Below are 20,354 nucleotides of genomic sequence, written 5' to 3'. Positions count from 1 at the left end.
GACCGCTATCTCCGACTTGCCTTAGCAGCGTTTGTTATCTTACTAAACCCGCTAACTTTTGTCAACTGGTTTTGCTTGATTTTTTCTTTATCCGGCAGTGCTTTTGAGCACTTCGTCAAGAACAAATAATACTTTACTCCAATTGGTAGAACTCGTCAAATAATTTTTTATGTTCGGTATTCGAGGAGTACTAAATCAAAATTAGTTTAAGCTAATTACCAATTTCATCATTATCTCTAATTATAAGATTTACTTCAAAATAAATTATTCGTAATTTGTTTATTTAGAGGCTGAATTTTGTGTTTTTTAAGCAAAAAAATTTCAATAAAAAAAGGTCGAAATCGACCTTTTAAGTTATTTAGATTAAACTTTCCTCTTTAGTAATCTTTGTTTTACCATTCATATAAGGAACTAAAGCTTCAGGAACAGTTACTGTTCCGTCTTCATTTTGATAGTTTTCTAGAATTGCTGCAACTGTTCTACCTACTGCTAGTCCTGAACCGTTTAATGTGTGAGCTAAGTGCAATTTACCATCTTCATCACGATAACGAATTTGGGCACGACGAGCTTGGAAATCAGTACAGTTTGAACAACTGGAAATTTCACGGTACTTATCTTGAGCTGGCATCCATACTTCTAGATCATAAGTTTTTGCACTAGTAAAACTTGCATCCCCTGTTGACAATGCAACGACATGGTATGGCAAATTCAGTTTTTGGAGTAAGTGCTCAGCATTCTTGGTTAATTTATCAAGTTCATTCCATGACTCTTCAGGCTTACAGATTTTAACCATTTCAACCTTTCTGAATTCATGCATTCTAATTAAACCACGAGTATCACGACCAGCTGAACCTGCTTCACTTCTAAATGCTGGAGAAAGTGCAGTTACACTAATTGGTAAGCGATCTTCATGAATAATTTCATCACGGAAGTAGTTAACCAATGGAACTTCAGCAGTTGGAATTAAAGTTAAATCAAGTGGCTTGTCGGGATCGTCATTATCTACAATCGTGTAAACATCTTCGCGGAACTTAGGGAATTGGCCCGTACCTTGCATTGATTCATCGTTAACTAAGTATGGTGGAATTACTTCTGTGTATCCTTCTTTAGTATTTTCATCTAAGAAAAAGTTAAATACAGCACGTTCAAGCAATGCACCGGCACCTTTATAGTAAACAAAACGTGCTCCAGAAACTTTTGCACCACGATCCCAGTCTAAAATGTCTAAATCAGTTCCTAATTCCCAATGTGCTTTTGGTTTAAAAGATAATTTAGTAGGCTCATGCCATTTACGTACTTCTTCATTGCAGCTTTCATCAGGACCAATTGGGTCTGAATCATCTGGGAAGTTGGGCAATCTCAACAAAATATAATTTTGTTTTTCGGTCAAGTCAGCAACTTTTTCATCAAGTTCTTTGATTTCTTGACCAACTTCACGCATTTTTTCAATCGCAGGAGTTGCATCTTCCTTGTTTCTCTTCTTTTCAGCAATTTCCTTTGAAACTTTGTTACGCTCTGCCTTCAATTGTTCACTACGGTTCAAGCCCTCACGACGATTGGCATCAATTTTTACCAATTCATCGAGTTCTTCAGGCTTAATGCCACGTCTACTAAGTTTGTCCTTAGCCCAATCAAGATTCTCGCGAATAACTTTAATATCTAACATAGTTAACCTCCACAAAAAAAGCCAATTCATCCCTCAAATTGGGACGAATTGGCTCTACATGGCTTCGCGGTACCACCCAGTTTCAACCGCGAATTTCGCAGTTGCACTTCATTAAGTTGGCGATAACGGTGCCGCAATGCCGTGTAACTATTAATTACCCACATTAATGGAATCTGGAAACGACTTCTATTCGCTTGCACCAAAATGCGAACTCTCTGAATCAGTCTTAGGACTCCGTGTTTTGAAATTATTTTAAGTCATTCCTACCCGTTTGGCAAATACTATTTTTAATTATATGAACATTTTTTAACCAAAATAAAACCACTATACTTATTGCAGCATCAAGTTAGCTCTTAACTGCAAAAAGGAAACCCAAGCATTTCTTGGGTTTCCTTTTATTTACATCATTTATTACAAAAGCATTTGCGATATTTCTAAAACGAGCGGGACAACAACCACAAACAATACAGTCGAAGTAGTTACGACATTAGTTGCATATTGTACATCCCCATGCGATTCACCTACAAGAATTGGCAAAACTGCTAAAGCAGGTGTAGCAGACTGTACTATCAAAGTTTGTTTTGCTAACCCCGTTAATGCTGGTCCCCAGCTTCCACCAACAACAATTAAGATAATCATCAACGCTGGAACTAATACAAATCTACCAAGTAAAGCCCAAATGGTATCACGGTCGAGGTGAATAGACTTTAAACCAGCATCAGCCAAAATAATACCAATATAAATTAACGACATTGGCGTTACAATTCCACCGACCATGCCTAAAACAGAAGTAATCCAACTTGGAATTGGCACTTCAACCAGCAAGCAGAGCAAAGCAATTAAGAAGCCTACTAGTGGCGCTGGTAATAATTTCTTCCAGTTAAACTTTTGTTGTTTCTGTTTTTGTACAGTTGGATCATCACTGGAAATAAAGAAGACACCAATCGCCCAAGTCGAAACCGTATTTAATACGTAGTAAATCAAAAAATACGGCATACTTTTTTGACCAAACAGCGCAATATTTAATGGTAATCCAATAAAAATCGTATTGGCATTAGTAATCGCATTAATAAATGTCCCTCGCCTACCTTTACGGATTCGTAAAACTTTGCATAGTAGCCAAGCAAACAAATAGCTTAAGGCAAAACAGATGATTGCATAAATCAGGCCACCAGTTAGGCCAAATAGTTTTTCCCTCGTTAGATACTTTAAAACCGAAACAAAAATTGAAGCAGGTAAAGCAATATTCATAATCAAATACGAAATGTTACTTTTAAATTGGTCGCCAAGCTTGCCACTACTACGCAACCAATACCCTAATGCAATCACTAACAAAAGTTCGACAACACTAGTCAAAGATGTAAGAAAGGCTTGCATTTATTCTCACTTCCGATCGTCTGAATAAACTGGAGACCAGCGCAAAGCTTGCACTGCTTCTTCACCATCTTGATAATCGTTTTGATTAAGGTGGTCTTTAATTGCTTGGTTAGCTACAGCCTTTGCCACAGTTTGTGAGAAGACGTTTAGTTTTTCAACCGGTGGTAAAACTGCGGCTCCCGGCTTACTTGAATCAACAATTCCACCTAGAGAATGGGCAGCAACACTAATCATCTCATCACTCAAAATCTTAGCATCGACTGCTAATGCTCCTAGGCCAAGTCCAGGATATACTAATGCATTATTAGCCTGACCAATTTCATATTTTGTTCCTTGATATTCAACTGGATCAGCTGGGATACCGGTTGCCACCAAAGCCTTTCCTTTCGTCCATTGAATCAAGTCCTGGGCTTTTGCTTCAGCTAACTGTGTCGGATTAGACAGTGGGAAAATAATTGGACGCTCAGTATGGGCTGCCATTTCTGTCACAATTTCTTGCGTAAAAGCACCAGATCTAGTCGAAGTTCCGACTAAAATGTCTGGATGTACTGCTTGCACAACACTCTTTAAATCTATTAGTTGCTCCGGATGGGCAAACTCAGCCTTTTTTCTAACAAAAGGCTTCTGGGCAGGAGTTAAATCAGGGATATCCTCAAATAACAGTCCCTGTTTATCAACTAGGTAAAAATGTTTGCGTGCTTCATCTGGTTTCATCCCCATTTGCAACATTTCGGCATATACTTGTTCAACAATCCCGGTTCCGGCAGTCCCAGCACCAAAGCAAACATATTTTTGCTCGGTTAGCTTTTGGCCACTGATTTTTAAGGCACCTAAAATTCCTGCTAAAACAATTACACCAGTTCCTTGGATATCATCGTTAAAAGTTAGAATTTGTCCGCGATAGTGTTTCAACAAATTGTCAGCATTGTCACGACCAAAATCTTCAAAATGAAGGTATAGTCCAGGAAAGAGCTTTTCAGCCGTCTGAACAAAACGATCAACAAATTGATAATATGGCTCGCCATTTATGCGCCGATGATGATTACCCAGATAAAGCGAATCATTCAGCAACTTCTCATTGTTTGTTCCAACATCAAGTACTACTGGTAAAACACATGCAGGATCGACACCTGCCGCCGCAGTATAAACCATCAACTTACCAACAGAAATGTCAACACCTTGCGTGCCCCAATCACCTATTCCAAGAATTTCTTCACCATCGGTTACTACGATTAGTTTGATGTCTCGTCCGTCAGCTGCATTTTTCAGGCTAGCCTCAATTTGATCAGGCTCATCAATAGAAAGAAAAGCAGCATTCTGTGGATTAACAAACAAATGACTATAATTTTCAATTGATTCCGCAATTGTCGGATCATAAACAATGGGCATAAACTCAGTTACGTGTTCACTAAAGATTTTAAAAAACAAAACACGATTTGTATTAAAAACAGTCATGAGAAAAATGCGCTTTTCCAAATTAGTCTTTTTCTCTTGGTATTGCAGATAAACTTCACGCGCTTGTTCCTCAAGCGTTTGCTGTTTTGGCGGCAGCATTCCTTCTAAATGATATTGCTCACGCTGCTCTTTGGTATAAGCAGTGCCACGATTCAAAAACGGATCATTTAATCTTGTTTGACCTATCTTATCCATTTTGGACACTCTCCCATCTGTGTAATAATATATTCATTTATTAACACTTTCAGGGTATTCCCTTTATGTAGCAAGTTCAAATAATTAGCTTACTTAAGGTAATTAGCACTTTTTACAGACTCAATTTAATGCTTTTTAGTTAGCGTAACTATTTTTAGCAAAAAAGTCTGGGAAACTGTATTTCCCAGACTCAAGTTTAATGATCTTTCAGCCACTGTGCTTTTTTCAACACGTAATATTTTTCTTCGTATTTAAATAGCTTACTAATCTGACTTAGGTCAACCGCATAAGCATAGTCAAAACCTAGCGTCTTGAGCAATTTTTGTGAACGCAGGTTCTGCTTAAAAGTGCCGGCCCAAATTTCTCTTTGTTGCAACTTTTTAAATGCAAAATCAAATAGTAAGGTTAACGCCTCTGTCATATAACCATGGCCTTCAAACGCACGATCAAGTAGAAAGCCAACTTCCTTGGTATCTAGCAGTTCTTTTTCGCTCGTTCCTCGTTCATATAGTTCGACCAAGCCGATTACTTCTTCTGTTTGCATTAGACAAACCGCATAACTATACTTGCGTGCAGCGTATTGACCAGCGGCAACTTCTGCTTGGGCAAAATTGTCATAGTGCTGAAAAGCGGCTAGCTGCTTATAATAATCGTCCTGACCCCATTTTAACAATACTTCTGCATCAGTATTTTGAAAGGGTCTTAAAAACACCCGACTACTCATTACTTACCAACAATCTTGAGAAGCCAGTCCATCCCAAACATTAAAGCAAAACTATAAGCTGCGATTGTCCATGGTTTACCTAAAATAATGATCCAGAAATATGTCCAGAATTTCATGTCTGTCAATCCTGCTAATAAACATAAGACATCATCCGGAGCCATTGGCGCAACTATACAGATTGCAAAGAACCAGTTGAACTTATTCTGATTTTTGGTCCATTTCATATACTTATCAAGGGTCTTTTCGGACACAATGTGCAGAATAAAGGGCCTACCATAAAAGCGGGCTAAGAAGAAGTTGATAATCGAGCCAATGCAGACCCCAACGTAGTTATAGATAAAGCCTGCTAAAGGGCCAAAGAACACAACTCCACCTAGCAAAGACACTCCACCCGGAATAATTGGAATAACCACTTGAATAATCTGGATTAGCACGAAAATAACTGGGCCGATAATTCTTTTATCAGCCAGATATGCTTTCATTTTTGCTTGACTAGTAAAAATCCCTAAGTTGTACCAGTAAATACATAATAAAATGATGATAATCCCGCTAACAACGGTCAAGATATTAATTAATTTTCGACTGGTTTTAGCTGACAGATGCATAGCTTACCTCCAATATTAGGGCTCATTTTACCAAAAAACTTAGTCTAATGATTAGTTTTTACGTCATTTAACTTAATAATTAAAATATTTTAACTTTTTTAAAGATTGCACTTAAATTTGCATCATGTAACTTAATGATAAACTAAAAAGAAGAAATTAAACGTACTAATAACTTTTATTTAAGTATAGTCCATCTAAACAATTAAAAAATAGTAGCCTAAATAATTGGGAGGAAATAGACAATGACAGAGATTTTAACTGATATCATCTTCGACGAGCAAAAGCAATTAGCGACAGATATTTATTTGCCCCAAGGCAACGCAAAAACCAAAATTTTGCTATTTTGGCATGGCGGCGGTTGGTTCCGTGGCGATAAAAGCAATCTTAAAGAGTTATGCCTGATGGCAGCTAATCGTGGCTTTCTTGTTTTTGTCCCTAATTATTCACTTGCTCCCCAAGCAACTTTTCCTGCTGCACATCAAGACAGCATTAATTTTGTCAAATGGCTATTAAGCAGTGAGTATGTCACAAAGGGAACACAAATTAGTCAAATTGGCGTTAGCAGCGGCGGCACGCTAGCCTTATTAGTGGCAGGAAAATATAGCTTTCCAACCATTACGTGGTCTGCGCCCGTCTCCTTTTCTAATTGGATACAAGATCATCCCGCAGTTAAGCCATCACCTCAGGCTCATAAAGATTTTGGAACAGAAGACCTAAATGAAATCAATGACTCATTTTATAAGTACTTCACTTTAACTTATGCCGGCTCACCAAAAATGAGCACGCTCAAACTAATCGATGCAGCTTCATATGATTACCACAATCTTCAGCAGCTTTTAATGATTAATTCAACAAATGAATTAGCACCAACTAAATATTTGCTTGCTTTTATCAATTTTTTAGCCAGTCAAAATCTTGGGGTTGAACTGAAATTAATCCCTGGAAAACGTCATGCAATGGCGTATGCCAGCGAGTACATTGATTTTTCTTTAGCTTATCTCGAAAATAGTCTAATGAATAACCAGCAGTAATGCCGGTTAATTAAAAGTTAAAATTATTAGCTAGTGCAACTTTTTATTGAAAACGGTTTATAATAGAGTTTATCTATTTGTAACGTAGAAAAGTATCTTTTAAGGAGAATTAATATGGCTAAATATCAATCAGTCAATCCATATACCAATGAAACTTTTGCCAGTTACGATAATCCAACAGCTAGTCAAATTGAAGATGCAATCAACTTGGCAGATGCACTTTATCATAAATGGTGTCACGAGACTCCAGAAAGTCGCGCTGAAATTTTACACCAAGTTGCCGATGGCTTCCGTCAAAATGAGGAAGAAATGGCTAAAATAATGACTCTAGAAATGGGCAAAATGATCAACGAGTCCAAAGGAGAAGTTGAACTATGCGCATCAATTTGCGATTACTACGCTGATCATGGTCCACAAATGCTTAAGCCACAACTGATCGAATCAAACTTGGGTAATGCTTATTATCTTAAGCAAGCTACAGGAGTAATCATGGCTTGTGAACCTTGGAACTTCCCTCTTTATCAAGTCATTCGTGTTTTTGCGCCAAACTTTATTGTCGGTAATCCAATTTTATTAAAGCACGCACATAATGTTCCTGGTTCTGCCGCATTAACTGCCAAAATAATTAAACAGGCTGGTGCACCTGAAGGTAGCCTCATCAACCTTTACCCCAGCTACGATCAACTTGACCAAATTATTGCTGATCCTCGTATACAGGGTGTTGCACTAACTGGTTCAGAGCGCGGCGGGGCTTCTGTTGCAGAAAATGCCGGAAAGAACCTAAAGAAGTCAACTATGGAACTTGGCGGTAATGATGCCTTCATCGTTTTAGATGATGCGGATCCATTAGTATTGAAGAAAGCCTTAAGTTCTGCTAGAACGTATAACGACGGTCAAGTATGTACTTCATCTAAACGTATTATTGTGGTTAAATCACGCTATGATGAAGTTTTGCATGAACTGAAAAATGCTTTTTCAGTCTTAAAAGCGGGGGACCCACTCGACACTAGCACGACATTACCACCAATGAATTCAACTAGATCAAGGGATAAATTAAGTAAGCAAGTTGACGAAGCCATTGACGCTGGCGCAAAAGTTTTCTACGAATATCCTGAGATTAATTCTGATGGAGCATTTTTCAGACCAATTATTTTAACGGATGTTGATAAAAATAACCCAGCTTATGACCAAGAATTCTTCGGCCCAGTTGCAATTGTTTACGAAGTAGAAGATGAAGATGAGGCTATTGCACTTGCTAACGACTCAAGCTATGGTCTAGGTTCATCTGTCATCAGCGCAGATGTTAAACATGCACAAGAAGTTGCAGCTCAAATTGAGACTGGAATGACCGTTATTAACGGAACCTGGATTAGCTCTGGAGAATTACCTTTTGGCGGAATTAAAAAATCGGGTTATGGCCGCGAATTGAGTGATTTAGGTATGATGGCATTTGTCAACGAACACTTGGTAATTGATATGCCAACGGAATAATATTTTATAAATAAAAAAGCTGGACAGCCATAATGTCCAGCTTTTTTATTACTTTTGCTTATATTTTTTGTACAGGTTATAGCCTAATAAAATTGTCGTCATGATGCTTGATAAAATTAAGAAATAGGTCGAAGCACCTATCGAAACAGCATATAAAAGTAATTGACTAGTAATGTTCTTCAAGAAACCTGTATTTGAAAGTGTGGTATTTGATAAGCGGAAAATTAGATAAACCAGGAAAAGTGACTCAATTATCGACAAAGCAAATGCAATATTGCAATTCTTTTTTGTATCCTTCAGCGTATTATAAGTAATCACAATTGGGAATAGGAAAATCAATAGCCAGATTACACAGACTTCGATTCCTGGCACCAAAGTGCTACTTGATGAAAATAAGCGTCCGGCCAGTCCAAATAAAACACGTGTAATTGACATTTTACCTGTGTATGAAATGTCAGAAACGGAAGCACCAGAACCAGTAAATAAAACAATTAGATTAATAATTGCCATTAAAATGACTAGCAGTTGGGTGTAATTAAAGTGCTTTTTGACCGTTGCAACTTCTTCTTCCACTCGCCTTTCGCCCTTGGAAGGCTCTTTGCCTTTTCTTTTAGACTTAACTTTTTCCTTAGACTCATCAACATTATTGAACATATTAGAGCCAAGCTGATTGACCTTTTCAGTTAACCGCTTATCGACTGTATAGCGCTCTATTTTGTCTGTTCGTACACATACCACATAGAGCCAGATAAATAATGCAAAAAAGCAAATCCAACCGATGCTACGAGAAAAACTCATAATCAGTAGCAATAAAATACCCAATAACAAAACAATCATACTATTGGCACGAATCCAATCGAGCATCCTTGCAACAATTATATTTTGCTTTTTAGGATAAAACTCTTGGCGGTAGTCTTCTCTTCTTGTAACAATTCGTTCTGCTTCCTGGTTTTCTTTATTTTGAGGTTCGTGGGGGTCATCAGCAAAAAAGAGATCACGATATTTTTGCACATTGAAGTGACAGTTAGGACAAATCGTATCCTCTGCTGAGATTTTCCTTTCACAATTTGGACAAGTAGTCATAAAAAACATCCTTTGCTTGTAGTTAAATTAATACACTAATCATAAAACAAAAAAGGTGATAAAGAAAATTTCTTTATCACTCTTTTTAATGAAAAATCATTGTAAACTTTCAATTTTTGCTTTAAGTTCTTTGATTTCCACAATTGTTGCATTAGGTGACAGCATTAAGCTATCCAATTTAAACTTAAGCAATTCAAGTTCATTTGCGTTGCTTTTCTCATTTTCATTAACTGGTGATTCAGTAACCAGCAATTTTTTACTCTTAATCTGCCACTCTTTCAGCTTAATTTGATTAACAAATGCTTGGTCATGAGATACCAAAATAATTGCAAATGGATAATTTGTGATGAATTCGGCTAATGCGTTAATTGACCCAATATCCAAAAAGTTAGTTGGCTCGTCTAATAGCAGCAATTTATATTGCCCGGTAATGATCTTAGCTAAATTAAAGCAGACCAGCTGTCCACCGCTTAAACTACTAATCTTTTGTTGTGCAAACTGCTTCAAGTGCAAATCACCTAGAATCTGCATTGTTGAACTGTCATCAAACATACTGGTTTCATTAAGCGATGCAATCAATGTTTGATCAGTTTGTTTTACACAAATATTCTGATCAAAATAGCCAATTTTTAATTTGGGGCTATAATAACCCACTAGTTCCCGATGCTTAATTTGTTTTAAAAAGACGGTTTTGCCTACTCCATTTTGGCCAGCCAATAACACTTTTGTTTGGAAATCTATGTTAATTTCATTGTCAATGGTAAAGAGATTACGCTTAAAAGCCTGAACTTTCTGCTTATTTAGCCTAATTGCTTTATCATTACTGATATCTGCAATAGCCTGCTTTTCTGTTCCATTTTTAAATGTAATGGAACGCCGAATCTCTGGCTTTTCGAGCTTAGCTTTCTCTCGGTTAAGTTTATTAGTCAGGTTTTTACTAGCCTTAATGACGCTGTTCTTGGCTCTTTGCTTACCCAATGATTTCGACCGCCAATCAGACGACGACAAACCTCTTTTATTCTTATTAAAAGTTCTTGCCTTATTGATTTTCTGATTGGAACTAACTTGCAATTGATTAACACGTTTTTTTTGTTGCTCATACTCTTTTTCAAGAAAGTGCCGCTTATCAGCTTGAAACCGTTGAAATTCAGAATATGTTCCTGTAAAACCGCTGACCTTTTGCTTTTGAATGTACCAAATATTATTGCAAACTTGACTTAGAAAATTTTGATCATGACTAACTATTAAACACGCAATCTTGCTTTTTTGTAGTAATTGAACCAACCATTTTTGCTGTTTAACGTCCAAATTAGAAGTTGGTTCGTCCAACAATAATAAGCCATTGGACATGTTTTTTAATTTAGCAATTGCTAGTTTAATAGCCAATTTTTCTCGTTGTCCACCGCTCTTGTCCTTTGCATCGAGCAATTGGGGAACATAAGCAAAATTACAATTTCTGGTAATTTTGCCTTTAATTGTAAATGAATCGGTCATATCTTGTTGAGCAAGTATGTTAACTAGAGTAGTTTTGCCAACTCCGTTGTCTCCAATTAAACCGATTTTTTGACCTGAAGTAACATTTAAACTGTCAATTTCAAGTAATTTGGTAGCTGCAACGTCAATTTGTAAATGATCTATTTTAATTAATTCCACTTTAAACACCTCAATGTGTAAGTACGCTATTAATTTGCTTTTTTGCCAAACTAATATCTTGCCTCGCCCTACTTTGAGCTGATAATTAACTTTTTATGTTTGAAAAGTGATTTAATTATTTAGCTATCTGTAGAGCTTTATTGATTATTTACATCTCTTGACATTTCAGTTTTCCTCATAATTCTGTTAATAAATTAATTAGCACTATTTTAGTTTATCTTAAAAGTTTTGTAAAGCTAGTCCAGATATACAAAAAAAGATTGAACACTCAAAATGAGCAGTTCAATCTTTTGAAATTCTATTGTTTAACTCGTTTACTCTTATTCCAGTGCACACCTTCATAAGTCAGTTTAACTGCTGCAGATAGCGTGATTGGCATAATGAAGACTAAAATAATTAGTCCGATAATTACAGTTAAAGCAACTTCAATTAAAGTTGGAATACCTGATGGAATCAATGCAGCGAAGGTACCACCTAAAATAATTGCAGCTGAAACAACAACCGTTCCGATAATACCACAAGCTTTAAGCATTCGTTCACTCGGCTTGCCTCCCTCAATTGCACGATAGCGCGTCATCAAGAAGATACTATAGTCTACACCTAAGGCAATTAACAAAATAAAGCCAAAGAATGGTGTATTCCAAGTTAACATGTCTTTGCCCATTGTTGCCTTAACTACCCATTCAGTAATTGATAATGAGCAGAAGTACGCAATAAGTAATGTACCCAAAATATATAGAGGTTGCAATAATGAACGAGTAACGAAAATCAATGCGATTCCGATACCAATCAACATAATTGCGGCTGTTCTGATAAAGTCCTTGTTGGCAATATCCTTAATATCAGCAATGTTTGAGCTTTCTCCACCCATTGCGATAGTTGCTTTATCAAGTCTTGTACCTGCTAAAGACTTTTTAGCCATTAAGCTTAAGTCTTGTGCCTTTTTGGTTGCCTTAGTGCCACTTGGGTTTGAACTAAAGACAATCATGATCATTGCTGATTTTTTATCAGGACTCAGATAGTTCTTAACCGAGGTTTGGAACATATCATTCTTGATAAATTCCTTAGGAATATAGAAACTATCTGCTGCTGATGAACTAGCAAGTCCAGTAAGATAAGCTCCACCTTGACCCAAGCCACTGTTAACTTCATCTAAACCTGAAGTTAACTTAGGAGTATTATCTGCTAACTGACCTGCACCGGAATTCAATTTTCCTACGCTTGAGTTCAGTTGACCTACGCTTGAGTTCAATTGACCAAGACTAGAATTAAGTTGGCCTATTCCGCCGTTTAAAGTGGAGGCACCGCTGCTTAATTGACCTGAAGCTGAAGCTAGTCTACCAACACCTGATTGTAATTGACCCATCTGGCCAGAAACATTTGGCATTGAAGCTGAAGCTTGTGCCCATGATTTTTCAAGTGCAGCACCTGCTGCTTGCATTGCAGCCATTTTTTGTTGTGGTGTCAAGCCTGGAATGCTATTCATGCTTTGAGCCAAGTTAGCCTTGTAGCTCTTTTCCAAGGCTGCTTTAGTATTGGCTTGAGCTGAAGCAATGCCTTGAGAACCAGCTGCTAATTGAGAATTAAGTTGATTCAAGCCGCTAGACATTTGTTGTGTACCGCTTTGGAGTCTTCCAGCACCACCTTGCAATTGACCAGCACCACTTTGAAGTTGGCCGGTTCCGCTTTGGAGCTGTCCGGTACCATTTTGTAATTGGCTTGTTCCACTAGCCAACTGACTCGCACCAGTTGATAACTGCTTACTTGCTTTACTTAGTTTACTTAAACCAGCTCGAGCTTGGTCGACACCCTTATTAACTGTGTTTAATTGGTTGTTAACATAAAGTTGATCAATTCGTTCTCCATATGGTTGAGTAACAGAAGTTACTAGAGAAACATCCCCAGAAGATTGAATTTGTCTAGTAAGTTGATCAAGCAGTCTTAAATCTGCTTCATTGTCTAATCTATGATCACTCTTGATATAAAGGGTTGATGGTTCTGCCATCCCCTTGGAGAAGTGCTTTTCAACTACAAGCATTCCGGCCTTGGCAGGGGTAGCATTGTCAATTTCATCAGTATCATCATAATTAAGATGGCCTGAGTACATTAAAGCAAATGGTGTTACCACAACTGCTAAAACGACTAAATAGATAATTGGATGAGCCATAGTACTCTTAGAGATACCATGCCAGAGCTTATCTTCATGTTCACCAGTAAATTTCTTAACTGGCCAGAACATTTTTTCGCCTAAAACAGCCATGAAGAATGGGTTCAGTGTTAACAAAACAACTAGTAGGATAGCGACACCAACTGCAACGCCGACTGCAGATTGGTAAATTGAGAATTTAGCTAAGCTAAGAGCTGAAAAACCAATTAAGATCGATGATCCTGAATACAAGATCGTCTTACCTGCTACCTTAAGTGCATCCTTCATCGCACCATAGCGATCAAGTCCATTACCCAAATTTTCTTTGAATTTATCATACAGTAAGATGTTGTAATCCGTTCCGATTCCGAACAACACAATGATCATAAAGACTTGTGTAAAGTTTGAAAATGGGAAGTTTTGATACTTAACTAGATTGGTAACAATCGAGAAAGCAGTGATAAATGAAACACCAACTGTTAACAAAGAAATTAATGGCACGATTGGTGACTTAAAGACAATTACTAGAACAATGAAAATGAAGACAATGGTAATGACTTCAGTCTTTTTAATTCCCTCTTGAATTGAGTTCGAGAAGGCGTTCTGTAAAACGTCTGCACCGGTGACATAAGTTCTGATACCTGCAGTTTTAACAGCCTTGGTTAATTCCTGCTCTACTTCATTAATTGGAGCGTGTTTTTTTGCAACGTTAACTTGTAAAATCCAAGTAGTCTTGTCTTTGGACTGTAGTTGCTTTTTGGTAGCGATATTATCATCTGGTGCTAAGACCATCTTAATACCGTATTTATCCTGATTTTCTTTAATGCGATCAATTGTGTCATTAATTGCATTCTTATCGTCTGCAGTTAATTTGCCGTTTTTCTTATTAAAAACAACTGCAATTTGATAAGTGTTCTTTTGTTTAGGTCCCCAATCATTTTGAATTGATTGTGCGACCTCACTTTGAACATCCTGTGGTAAGGAAATGTTTGAGTGCTCACGCGTTAACCCAGTAACGTCTGGCAGTGCCACAACAGAAATAATCAGAATTAAAACCCATGCAATAAATGAAAAAATATGATTTTTAAATAATTTTTGCACTTTGTTTTTCCTCTCTATTCTTCCAAAATATTTTTCGGCTGGACCAGTTTGATAATCATATCATGGTAGCCTTGATCAGCCTCGGTACTGGTTTCACCCTCAATCGACGCGGACACGTCTAAAAAGATATAGCCCAAAACAGCGCCAATTAAGGAATGAAGCGAAACAGTGCTGTCGCTTCTTAAATTCAGTTTGTCAGCAAATGCAATTACGTTCATGATTTCCTTAGTAATTGCATCTTCCGGCTTATACTCATTGAGGTGATAAAGAATGCTAAACAATGCAGGATCGTTCAAAATAAAATTGCGAACGATATCTGCAAATTTAAATAATGCCTCTTTACCTGAAAGTCCAATCAGATTGTCAACTAACTGTTTACTTAGAATTTTAATCCTACTTGCACCAACAAGTGATAATAATTGCTTACGACCAGAAACATAGTGGTAAAGAGATTGCGAGCGAACGCCAAGCTCCTTAGCTAAGCTGGGCAGCGTTGTTGCCGATAATCCTTTTTGACCAATCATTTCTGTTGCCTTAGCAATCACTTTATCAAGATCAAGGCTTCTTTTTTTAACCAACTTCATCCCTCCCTCTGACAGCATAGGAAACAATATAACACTACAAACCGCAGAATACAATCTACAGACTGTAGATTGTATTCAAAAAATTTCCAAATTGACTAAAATCTTGATTTAACAGTATTTCTGCATTAAAAATACCTCAAAAGCAAGTTAGCTCTTAAGGCATTTTTAAATTTATTTTATCTATTTAAAGAAATTGCTGACGACTTGTCCGAGTTTAGCAAACTTTTTATTTGAATTGCTCCACACGGCTACACAGTATGCTTGACCATTATTTTCAATAATAGCAACACTAGACCGATCGTCACCAATCGCATATACAGTCGCACCATGAACCTTTTGTACTAATTTTGGTTTTTGTCCTGTCGCATTTTGATTCAATGATCCAAGTGTTAAATTAGAATACTGACGACTTAGTGTTTTATTTTTGTACAAGTCATCCATTACAGCGACCAAATCGTTTGCTGTTGTTTGAGCTAAAGGATTGGCTGTATATTTTTTACTAAATTTGGTGGACCTAGCCCCCATCTTTTTAGCCATAGCATTAACTTTTTGCGGTTTGACCTTGCGGAGTAAAACATTTCCTGCGGTTTTATTCCCCTGCATCAGTGTCTGCCTTAAAAAAGATGTTCCATAAGCTATTCCAGGTTGTAAAGCCTTTTCACCTTTAGCACGGTCCGACTTTTTGACCTTAATTGCTGAATGACTGGTAAGCTTGCCGTGTTCTTCTTGATAAAAAACTGCTGCTAGTAAAAATAAACGCCCAGTCTCAGTAACACCATGTGCTTTAGTGGTATTTGCTACGCGTGCAAACTTGCCAGAATTAAGATCCTGAACTGCAACTTGGTAGCTCTGATCCTTTCCCATTAGGGTCTCAATCTGCTTGGCCCAACTCTGATCACTACCTGAAGCAATTTGAACATGAGTCGGATATTCTACTTCAGCAACTTTTGGTTCATGTGGCAGCTTACCTTTGCCTCGCTCTTTTTTAACACTTTGGGTTTGACCCACGATTTCGACACTTGTATTTTGTACTCGCCTTAAGTTTAGCGAATAGAGCATAAAAGCAAGCAGCGTAGTAATTAGTGAGCCAATAATGACCTTGTTTTTCATATATCTACCTCAATTAAAAGAAATGGTGTCGTTTCATCAAGATGATCAGCCAAAGCATTAACACAATTCCAATCAGCGAAATAAAAATCCAATCGGTTGAGCTATGACCTACCGGTAAACTTACGTTCATGCCATAAAAACCCGTTAGGATAGTTGGAATAGTCAGAACCAAAGACCAAACTGTCAAAAACTTCATCGTATCGTTCAGATTATTGTTCATCATATTATTGGATGTCGCAGACAAAGTTTGCGTAACCTGTTGCGAAATTTTCACCATTTCTGCGGACTGATTAGACTCAATTAAAACATCATCTAAGCGCTCACGAGCAGGTTTGGTAAAATCAAGTTCTGAAAGTTTCAAACTGTGAAGCATCATCAAATTGGTTTGGATTGAACTAGATAAGTAAACCAAACTTTTTTCAATATTAGATAATTCAACCAAGTCCCTATTATCAATATCGCCAGACAATTTTTGATCCAAATTATTGCGCTGAACATCTAGCTGCGTAACTGCACGCTGGAAATACTGCGATAAAAACAGCAAAAATTTCATCAACAATTCGGTTACATCTTGTGCTAATGATAATTCGCGTCTCATTGCACGGTCATTAAACTCGTCAAACACATAACTAGTTGATTCTGTATGGAAGGTAAAAATGTTTTCTCCGGATACTAAAAAGGTTACCGGGTGAGCCGTAAAATGCTTGATGGTTTGTGTCGGCCAAATGGGCACATCATAAACAAGCAAGTGAATATGGGTATGGGTGTCATAATCGTAGTGCGGACGTTCATGACGGTCGGAAATATAAGAGATCATATCGGGCGTGAAATTAAAATCATCTTGCAGTTTGTTACTATCTTCTTCACTCAAATTGCTGATATCATACCACTTATATTTAGTTTCTACCGGAAATCTTTGCTCTTTGATCATTTTCCCCATCCTTAGATTGGTTAGCTTTCTAGTTATAATGAAAGCTATTGATTTGCTTATCTTATCTTACCATTCCTTTGCAAAACGACAACTAAAAAAGCAGGCTAAAAAGCCCACTTTTTTAATTATTTATATTTTTTATTGTTTCCATGCAGCATCAAATTTTGTCTTACCGGTTTTAATTGCACTATTAACATTACGGTCCTTTTGTGCAGCAGATAAAATTGACTGCATAATTGGTTTCAATTCACTAAATACTGCATTAGAGTTTTTAATTACAGGCACACTGTATAGTGAGTTAGTTGACAGAATATCCTCTAACTTAGCAGGTAACATAAATTCTTTATTTTCCTTATATTCAGCTGACTTCGTAGCATCTTCATTAACTGGAATATAGCCGGTTTCTTTTGCCCACTTAATTTGGTTTTCCTTAGATGATAGGAACCTCATAAATTTGAATGCAGCTGCTTTTTCCATCGCGCTAGCGTGGCTAAACATGTAGATGTCAGTACCTTGTTGCATTGTGTACTTACCAGGACGAGCAGCTACTTCATATTTAAAGCCCTTCTTAGCAGCTTGCTTAATCCAAGTTTCGGTTGATGATGAAGTAACAAACATTGCTAGCTTTTGGTTAGTGAATGGTACATATAGGTACTTATCAGAACCAGGCATTCTGAAGTAACCTGCTTTTTCACCTTTTACGAAGTAGTCTAAAACGCGTGAAGATTCTTTGCCAGTAAAGTCAACTTTGCTGGAGAAGTTTTGGCCTTCATTTTTCATACCTAATACGTAGTAGTTGTTAAGGTTATCAAAACCTGCACCTACAACCTTGTGATTACTCTTTTGGTAAATTGTTTGTGCAGCCTGCTTTAATTCAGCATTAGTTGAAGGTACTTTAGTGATACCGTACTTCTTCAACATGTCCGGATTGTAAATCAAAACTTCGATTGACTTGTTAAATGGAATACCGTATTGTGTACCGTTAATTTGGGCACCATCAAGCATATCTTGTTTAATTTCTGATGCAGCAACACTTCCCCAACCGACTTCTTTGTTATTAATGTAAGGAGTCAGGTTTACTAACATCTTGTTCTTAGCAGCACTTTGAAGCCAACCAGGATATGCCTGGGTAATTGTTGGCAAGTTCTTGGGTGATTGCATTGTAGAAGTCAACTTAGCCTGTAAATTGTCGTAATCGCCTTGTTGTTCAAGCTTAATTTTAATATTAGAATTTTTAGCTTCAAATTCTTTAGCAAGTTTCTTTAGCGTAGTTTCTTGCTGACCTTGCATCCCATGCCAGAAAACAACAGTCGTTTTCTTGGTTACCTTTGGTATCTTATTTGTGTCAGATGTTGAAGATGACGACGAGCCACCATTCGAACAAGCAGCAGTACCTACTAAAGCTAATCCGGCTACAGCTAATGCTGCCAGTTTTTTACCAAAATTCATTTTTGATTTTTCCTCCAAAAATCGATGATTAATCAACAAGTTCTTGTCAATTATTTTATTCTTGTCTATTGTATAGCAGTAAAAGAAAGATTACAACAAAAACATTCGCTTTTATCTCAATATTAATCTATTTTTGCAATTAAAGTTCGTTTTTGAAGCGATAAACTTGCTAATGGTATTTTTTTGTTCTACTTGATCAATTTTGGCAACAAAAAAGACTCGCCCTAAAAGGACAAGTCTTGTAAATTTCTATTCTGCTGCGTATTTACCAGCTAAGCGGCCAAAAGTTAAAGCATGGCTAGCAGTTAAACCAGGAACATGATCTGGATAGATGCCCCAGAAGAACCCGCCAGAGCAATTACCAGCTGCATACAAGCCTTCAATTACCTTGTCTTGCTTGTTGATTACTTGCATCTTAGTGTTAACTCGCAGTCCATCGAGTGTAGCTAATAATCTGCCCCCAACAATCGCCCCATAATATGGTGCCTTATTAACTGGCTCTAAACGATAGCTTTCTTTACCAAAGTCACTATCTTGACCTTTGCTTACCACTTCATTGTAACGGTCAACGGTCTTTTGCAAGTTTTCTTTTGGTAAACCTAACTTTTCAGCCAGCTCTTCGATCGTGTCAGCTTTTTGAACCAAGCCTTCGTTCAAACGATCATTTACTTCCTTACGTGCTTCTTCTCCAGTAAAGATTCCTGGGAAACCTAATCTTGAACAACCCAATGTATGATATTGCTTGAGGCTTTCATCACTCATTGTTTCTTCTGTCCAGATCATTGCACTTAAGTAACCAGGCTGTTTTGAAGCAGCTGTCATTTGGAATTGATATGGTGCACTTTCGTTAAAGAAACGTTCACCATTTAAGTTAACTTTTAGCATTGGATAGGAACCTAGCCATAAGTAACCTGGATCATCAGGAGGAGTCAAGTCAACTTCATAGAAGTCTTCCGCATTTGTTCCAACTGGAACTGCACCACGGTTGAACACAATTGAAGCAGGTTCTTCATCTTTAGCAGCACCTACTTTCAAAGCAGCTACAATTCCTGAGCCATCGTCTCTTTGACTATCCGTATAAACGTTTGTTTTTAAGCCAAGTGGATTCCATTTTTGCATTAGCGCTTGGTTAGAGCCGTAACCACCAGTACATAGGATTACGCCTTTACGCGCTCTAAAAGTTGAAGTTTTCTTGGATTTCATGTTTTTGGCAACTAAACCGACAACCCGACCATTTTCAGCAATTAGTTCTTCTAGTTTTGTATGCCAAGCAAATTTTGCACCGAGCTCTTCTGCCTTAGCAATTACCCAATTACCGTAACCCATTTGCCAGTACTTACCGTCAGGAGCAGTTGCTTCATTTCCTGTAGGAAAGGCACGGTTACGCTCAGTTTCGTAATGCGCATCTGGCGTTGCCTTAATGTAGGCACCATGTGGTTGTAAAACTTCATCATCGAGCCAATCAACCATTTCTGAACTGTTGTCTGCCCAAACGTTTAATAGACGCTGATCAACGTTTCCTTGGTTAAAAGTAGAAATAAAGTTAACTAATTCGTTACGGTCGATTTCAACACCGGCCTTCTTTTGTGCTTTACTGTGAATTGCAGCAATCGTTTCGCGGTATAAATAGCCAGCACTACCCATTTTATCAATGACCAAAACCTTGGCACCCTTTTCGGCAGCAGCCGCAGCGGCCATTCCACCAGCGTTACTTGCACCAACAACGATTACATCATATTCTTGGTTGTTCATA

Annotated in this window: 15 protein-coding genes; 2 read left to right on the top strand and 13 right to left on the bottom strand. The window is 37.5% G+C overall.

Annotated elements, in window-relative coordinates:
- Positions 1-358 precede the first annotated feature (358 nt).
- The 5 genes from serS to H3R21_RS06595 form a co-directional block, all read right to left on the bottom strand.
- On the bottom strand, positions 359-1,666 hold the full coding sequence (serS, locus tag H3R21_RS06615) for a serine--tRNA ligase (protein ID WP_198183925.1): 1,308 nt from the start codon (positions 1,664-1,666) through the stop codon (positions 359-361).
- Between the two features lie 411 nt (positions 1,667-2,077).
- A complete protein-coding gene (locus H3R21_RS06610; protein ID WP_198183923.1) occupies positions 2,078-3,043 on the bottom strand; it encodes an AEC family transporter in 966 nt (321 codons plus the stop codon).
- A 6-nt stretch (positions 3,044-3,049) separates the two neighbouring features.
- A complete protein-coding gene (locus H3R21_RS06605; protein ID WP_198183921.1) occupies positions 3,050-4,693 on the bottom strand; it encodes a malolactic enzyme in 1,644 nt (547 codons plus the stop codon).
- 196 nt (positions 4,694-4,889) lie between these two features.
- The gene (locus H3R21_RS06600; RefSeq protein WP_109715121.1) at positions 4,890-5,417 is read right to left on the bottom strand and encodes a GNAT family N-acetyltransferase; all 528 of its coding nucleotides are present in this window, start codon (positions 5,415-5,417) and stop codon (positions 4,890-4,892) included.
- Positions 5,417-6,022 (bottom strand): TVP38/TMEM64 family protein, encoded by a 606-nt coding sequence (locus tag H3R21_RS06595; protein ID WP_046306061.1) that lies wholly within the window; start codon positions 6,020-6,022, stop codon positions 5,417-5,419. Before H3R21_RS06595 ends, H3R21_RS06600 begins: the two co-directional genes overlap by 1 nt.
- 242 nt (positions 6,023-6,264) lie before the next feature.
- On the opposite strand from H3R21_RS06595, the gene H3R21_RS06590 reads away from it, so the two are divergent.
- Entirely contained in the window at positions 6,265-7,053 is a 789-nt protein-coding gene (locus H3R21_RS06590) for an alpha/beta hydrolase (protein WP_198183919.1), read from the top strand.
- Positions 7,054-7,167: 114 nt separating this feature from the next.
- On the top strand, positions 7,168-8,544 hold the full coding sequence (locus tag H3R21_RS06585) for an NAD-dependent succinate-semialdehyde dehydrogenase (RefSeq protein ID WP_198183916.1): 1,377 nt from the start codon (positions 7,168-7,170) through the stop codon (positions 8,542-8,544).
- 48 nt (positions 8,545-8,592) lie between these two features.
- Here the strand turns inward: H3R21_RS06585 and H3R21_RS06580 are convergent, their stop codons facing one another.
- From H3R21_RS06580 to H3R21_RS06545, 8 genes are all read right to left on the bottom strand, one after another.
- Positions 8,593-9,627, bottom strand: coding sequence for a zinc ribbon domain-containing protein (locus H3R21_RS06580; protein WP_198183914.1), 1,035 nt, complete (start codon positions 9,625-9,627; stop codon positions 8,593-8,595).
- 96 nt (positions 9,628-9,723) lie between these two features.
- The gene (locus H3R21_RS06575; RefSeq protein WP_198183912.1) at positions 9,724-11,280 is read right to left on the bottom strand and encodes an ATP-binding cassette domain-containing protein; all 1,557 of its coding nucleotides are present in this window, start codon (positions 11,278-11,280) and stop codon (positions 9,724-9,726) included.
- A gap of 298 nt (positions 11,281-11,578) precedes the next feature.
- Complete coding sequence (locus H3R21_RS06570; RefSeq protein WP_198183910.1) at positions 11,579-14,527, bottom strand: MMPL family transporter; 2,949 nt, start codon at positions 14,525-14,527, stop codon at positions 11,579-11,581.
- Positions 14,528-14,541: 14 nt separating this feature from the next.
- Positions 14,542-15,105, bottom strand: coding sequence for a TetR/AcrR family transcriptional regulator (locus H3R21_RS06565; protein ID WP_046306049.1), 564 nt, complete (start codon positions 15,103-15,105; stop codon positions 14,542-14,544).
- A 186-nt stretch (positions 15,106-15,291) separates the two neighbouring features.
- The gene (locus tag H3R21_RS06560; protein WP_198183908.1) at positions 15,292-16,221 is read right to left on the bottom strand and encodes a serine hydrolase; all 930 of its coding nucleotides are present in this window, start codon (positions 16,219-16,221) and stop codon (positions 15,292-15,294) included.
- Between the two features lie 13 nt (positions 16,222-16,234).
- Complete coding sequence (locus H3R21_RS06555; RefSeq protein WP_198183906.1) at positions 16,235-17,152, bottom strand: magnesium transporter CorA family protein; 918 nt, start codon at positions 17,150-17,152, stop codon at positions 16,235-16,237.
- A 138-nt stretch (positions 17,153-17,290) separates the two neighbouring features.
- Complete coding sequence (locus H3R21_RS06550; RefSeq protein ID WP_198183904.1) at positions 17,291-18,601, bottom strand: extracellular solute-binding protein; 1,311 nt, start codon at positions 18,599-18,601, stop codon at positions 17,291-17,293.
- A gap of 249 nt (positions 18,602-18,850) precedes the next feature.
- Positions 18,851-20,353 (bottom strand): FAD-dependent oxidoreductase, encoded by a 1,503-nt coding sequence (locus H3R21_RS06545; protein ID WP_198183902.1) that lies wholly within the window; start codon positions 20,351-20,353, stop codon positions 18,851-18,853.
- Position 20,354 lies beyond the last annotated feature (1 nt).

The sequence above is a fragment of the Lactobacillus sp. W8172 genome (genome assembly GCF_016102055.1).
Classification (GTDB): Bacteria; Bacillota; Bacilli; order Lactobacillales; family Lactobacillaceae; genus Lactobacillus; species Lactobacillus apis_A.
Note: the sequence above shows the minus strand (reverse complement) of the source record. Positions and strands in the feature narration are given on the sequence as shown.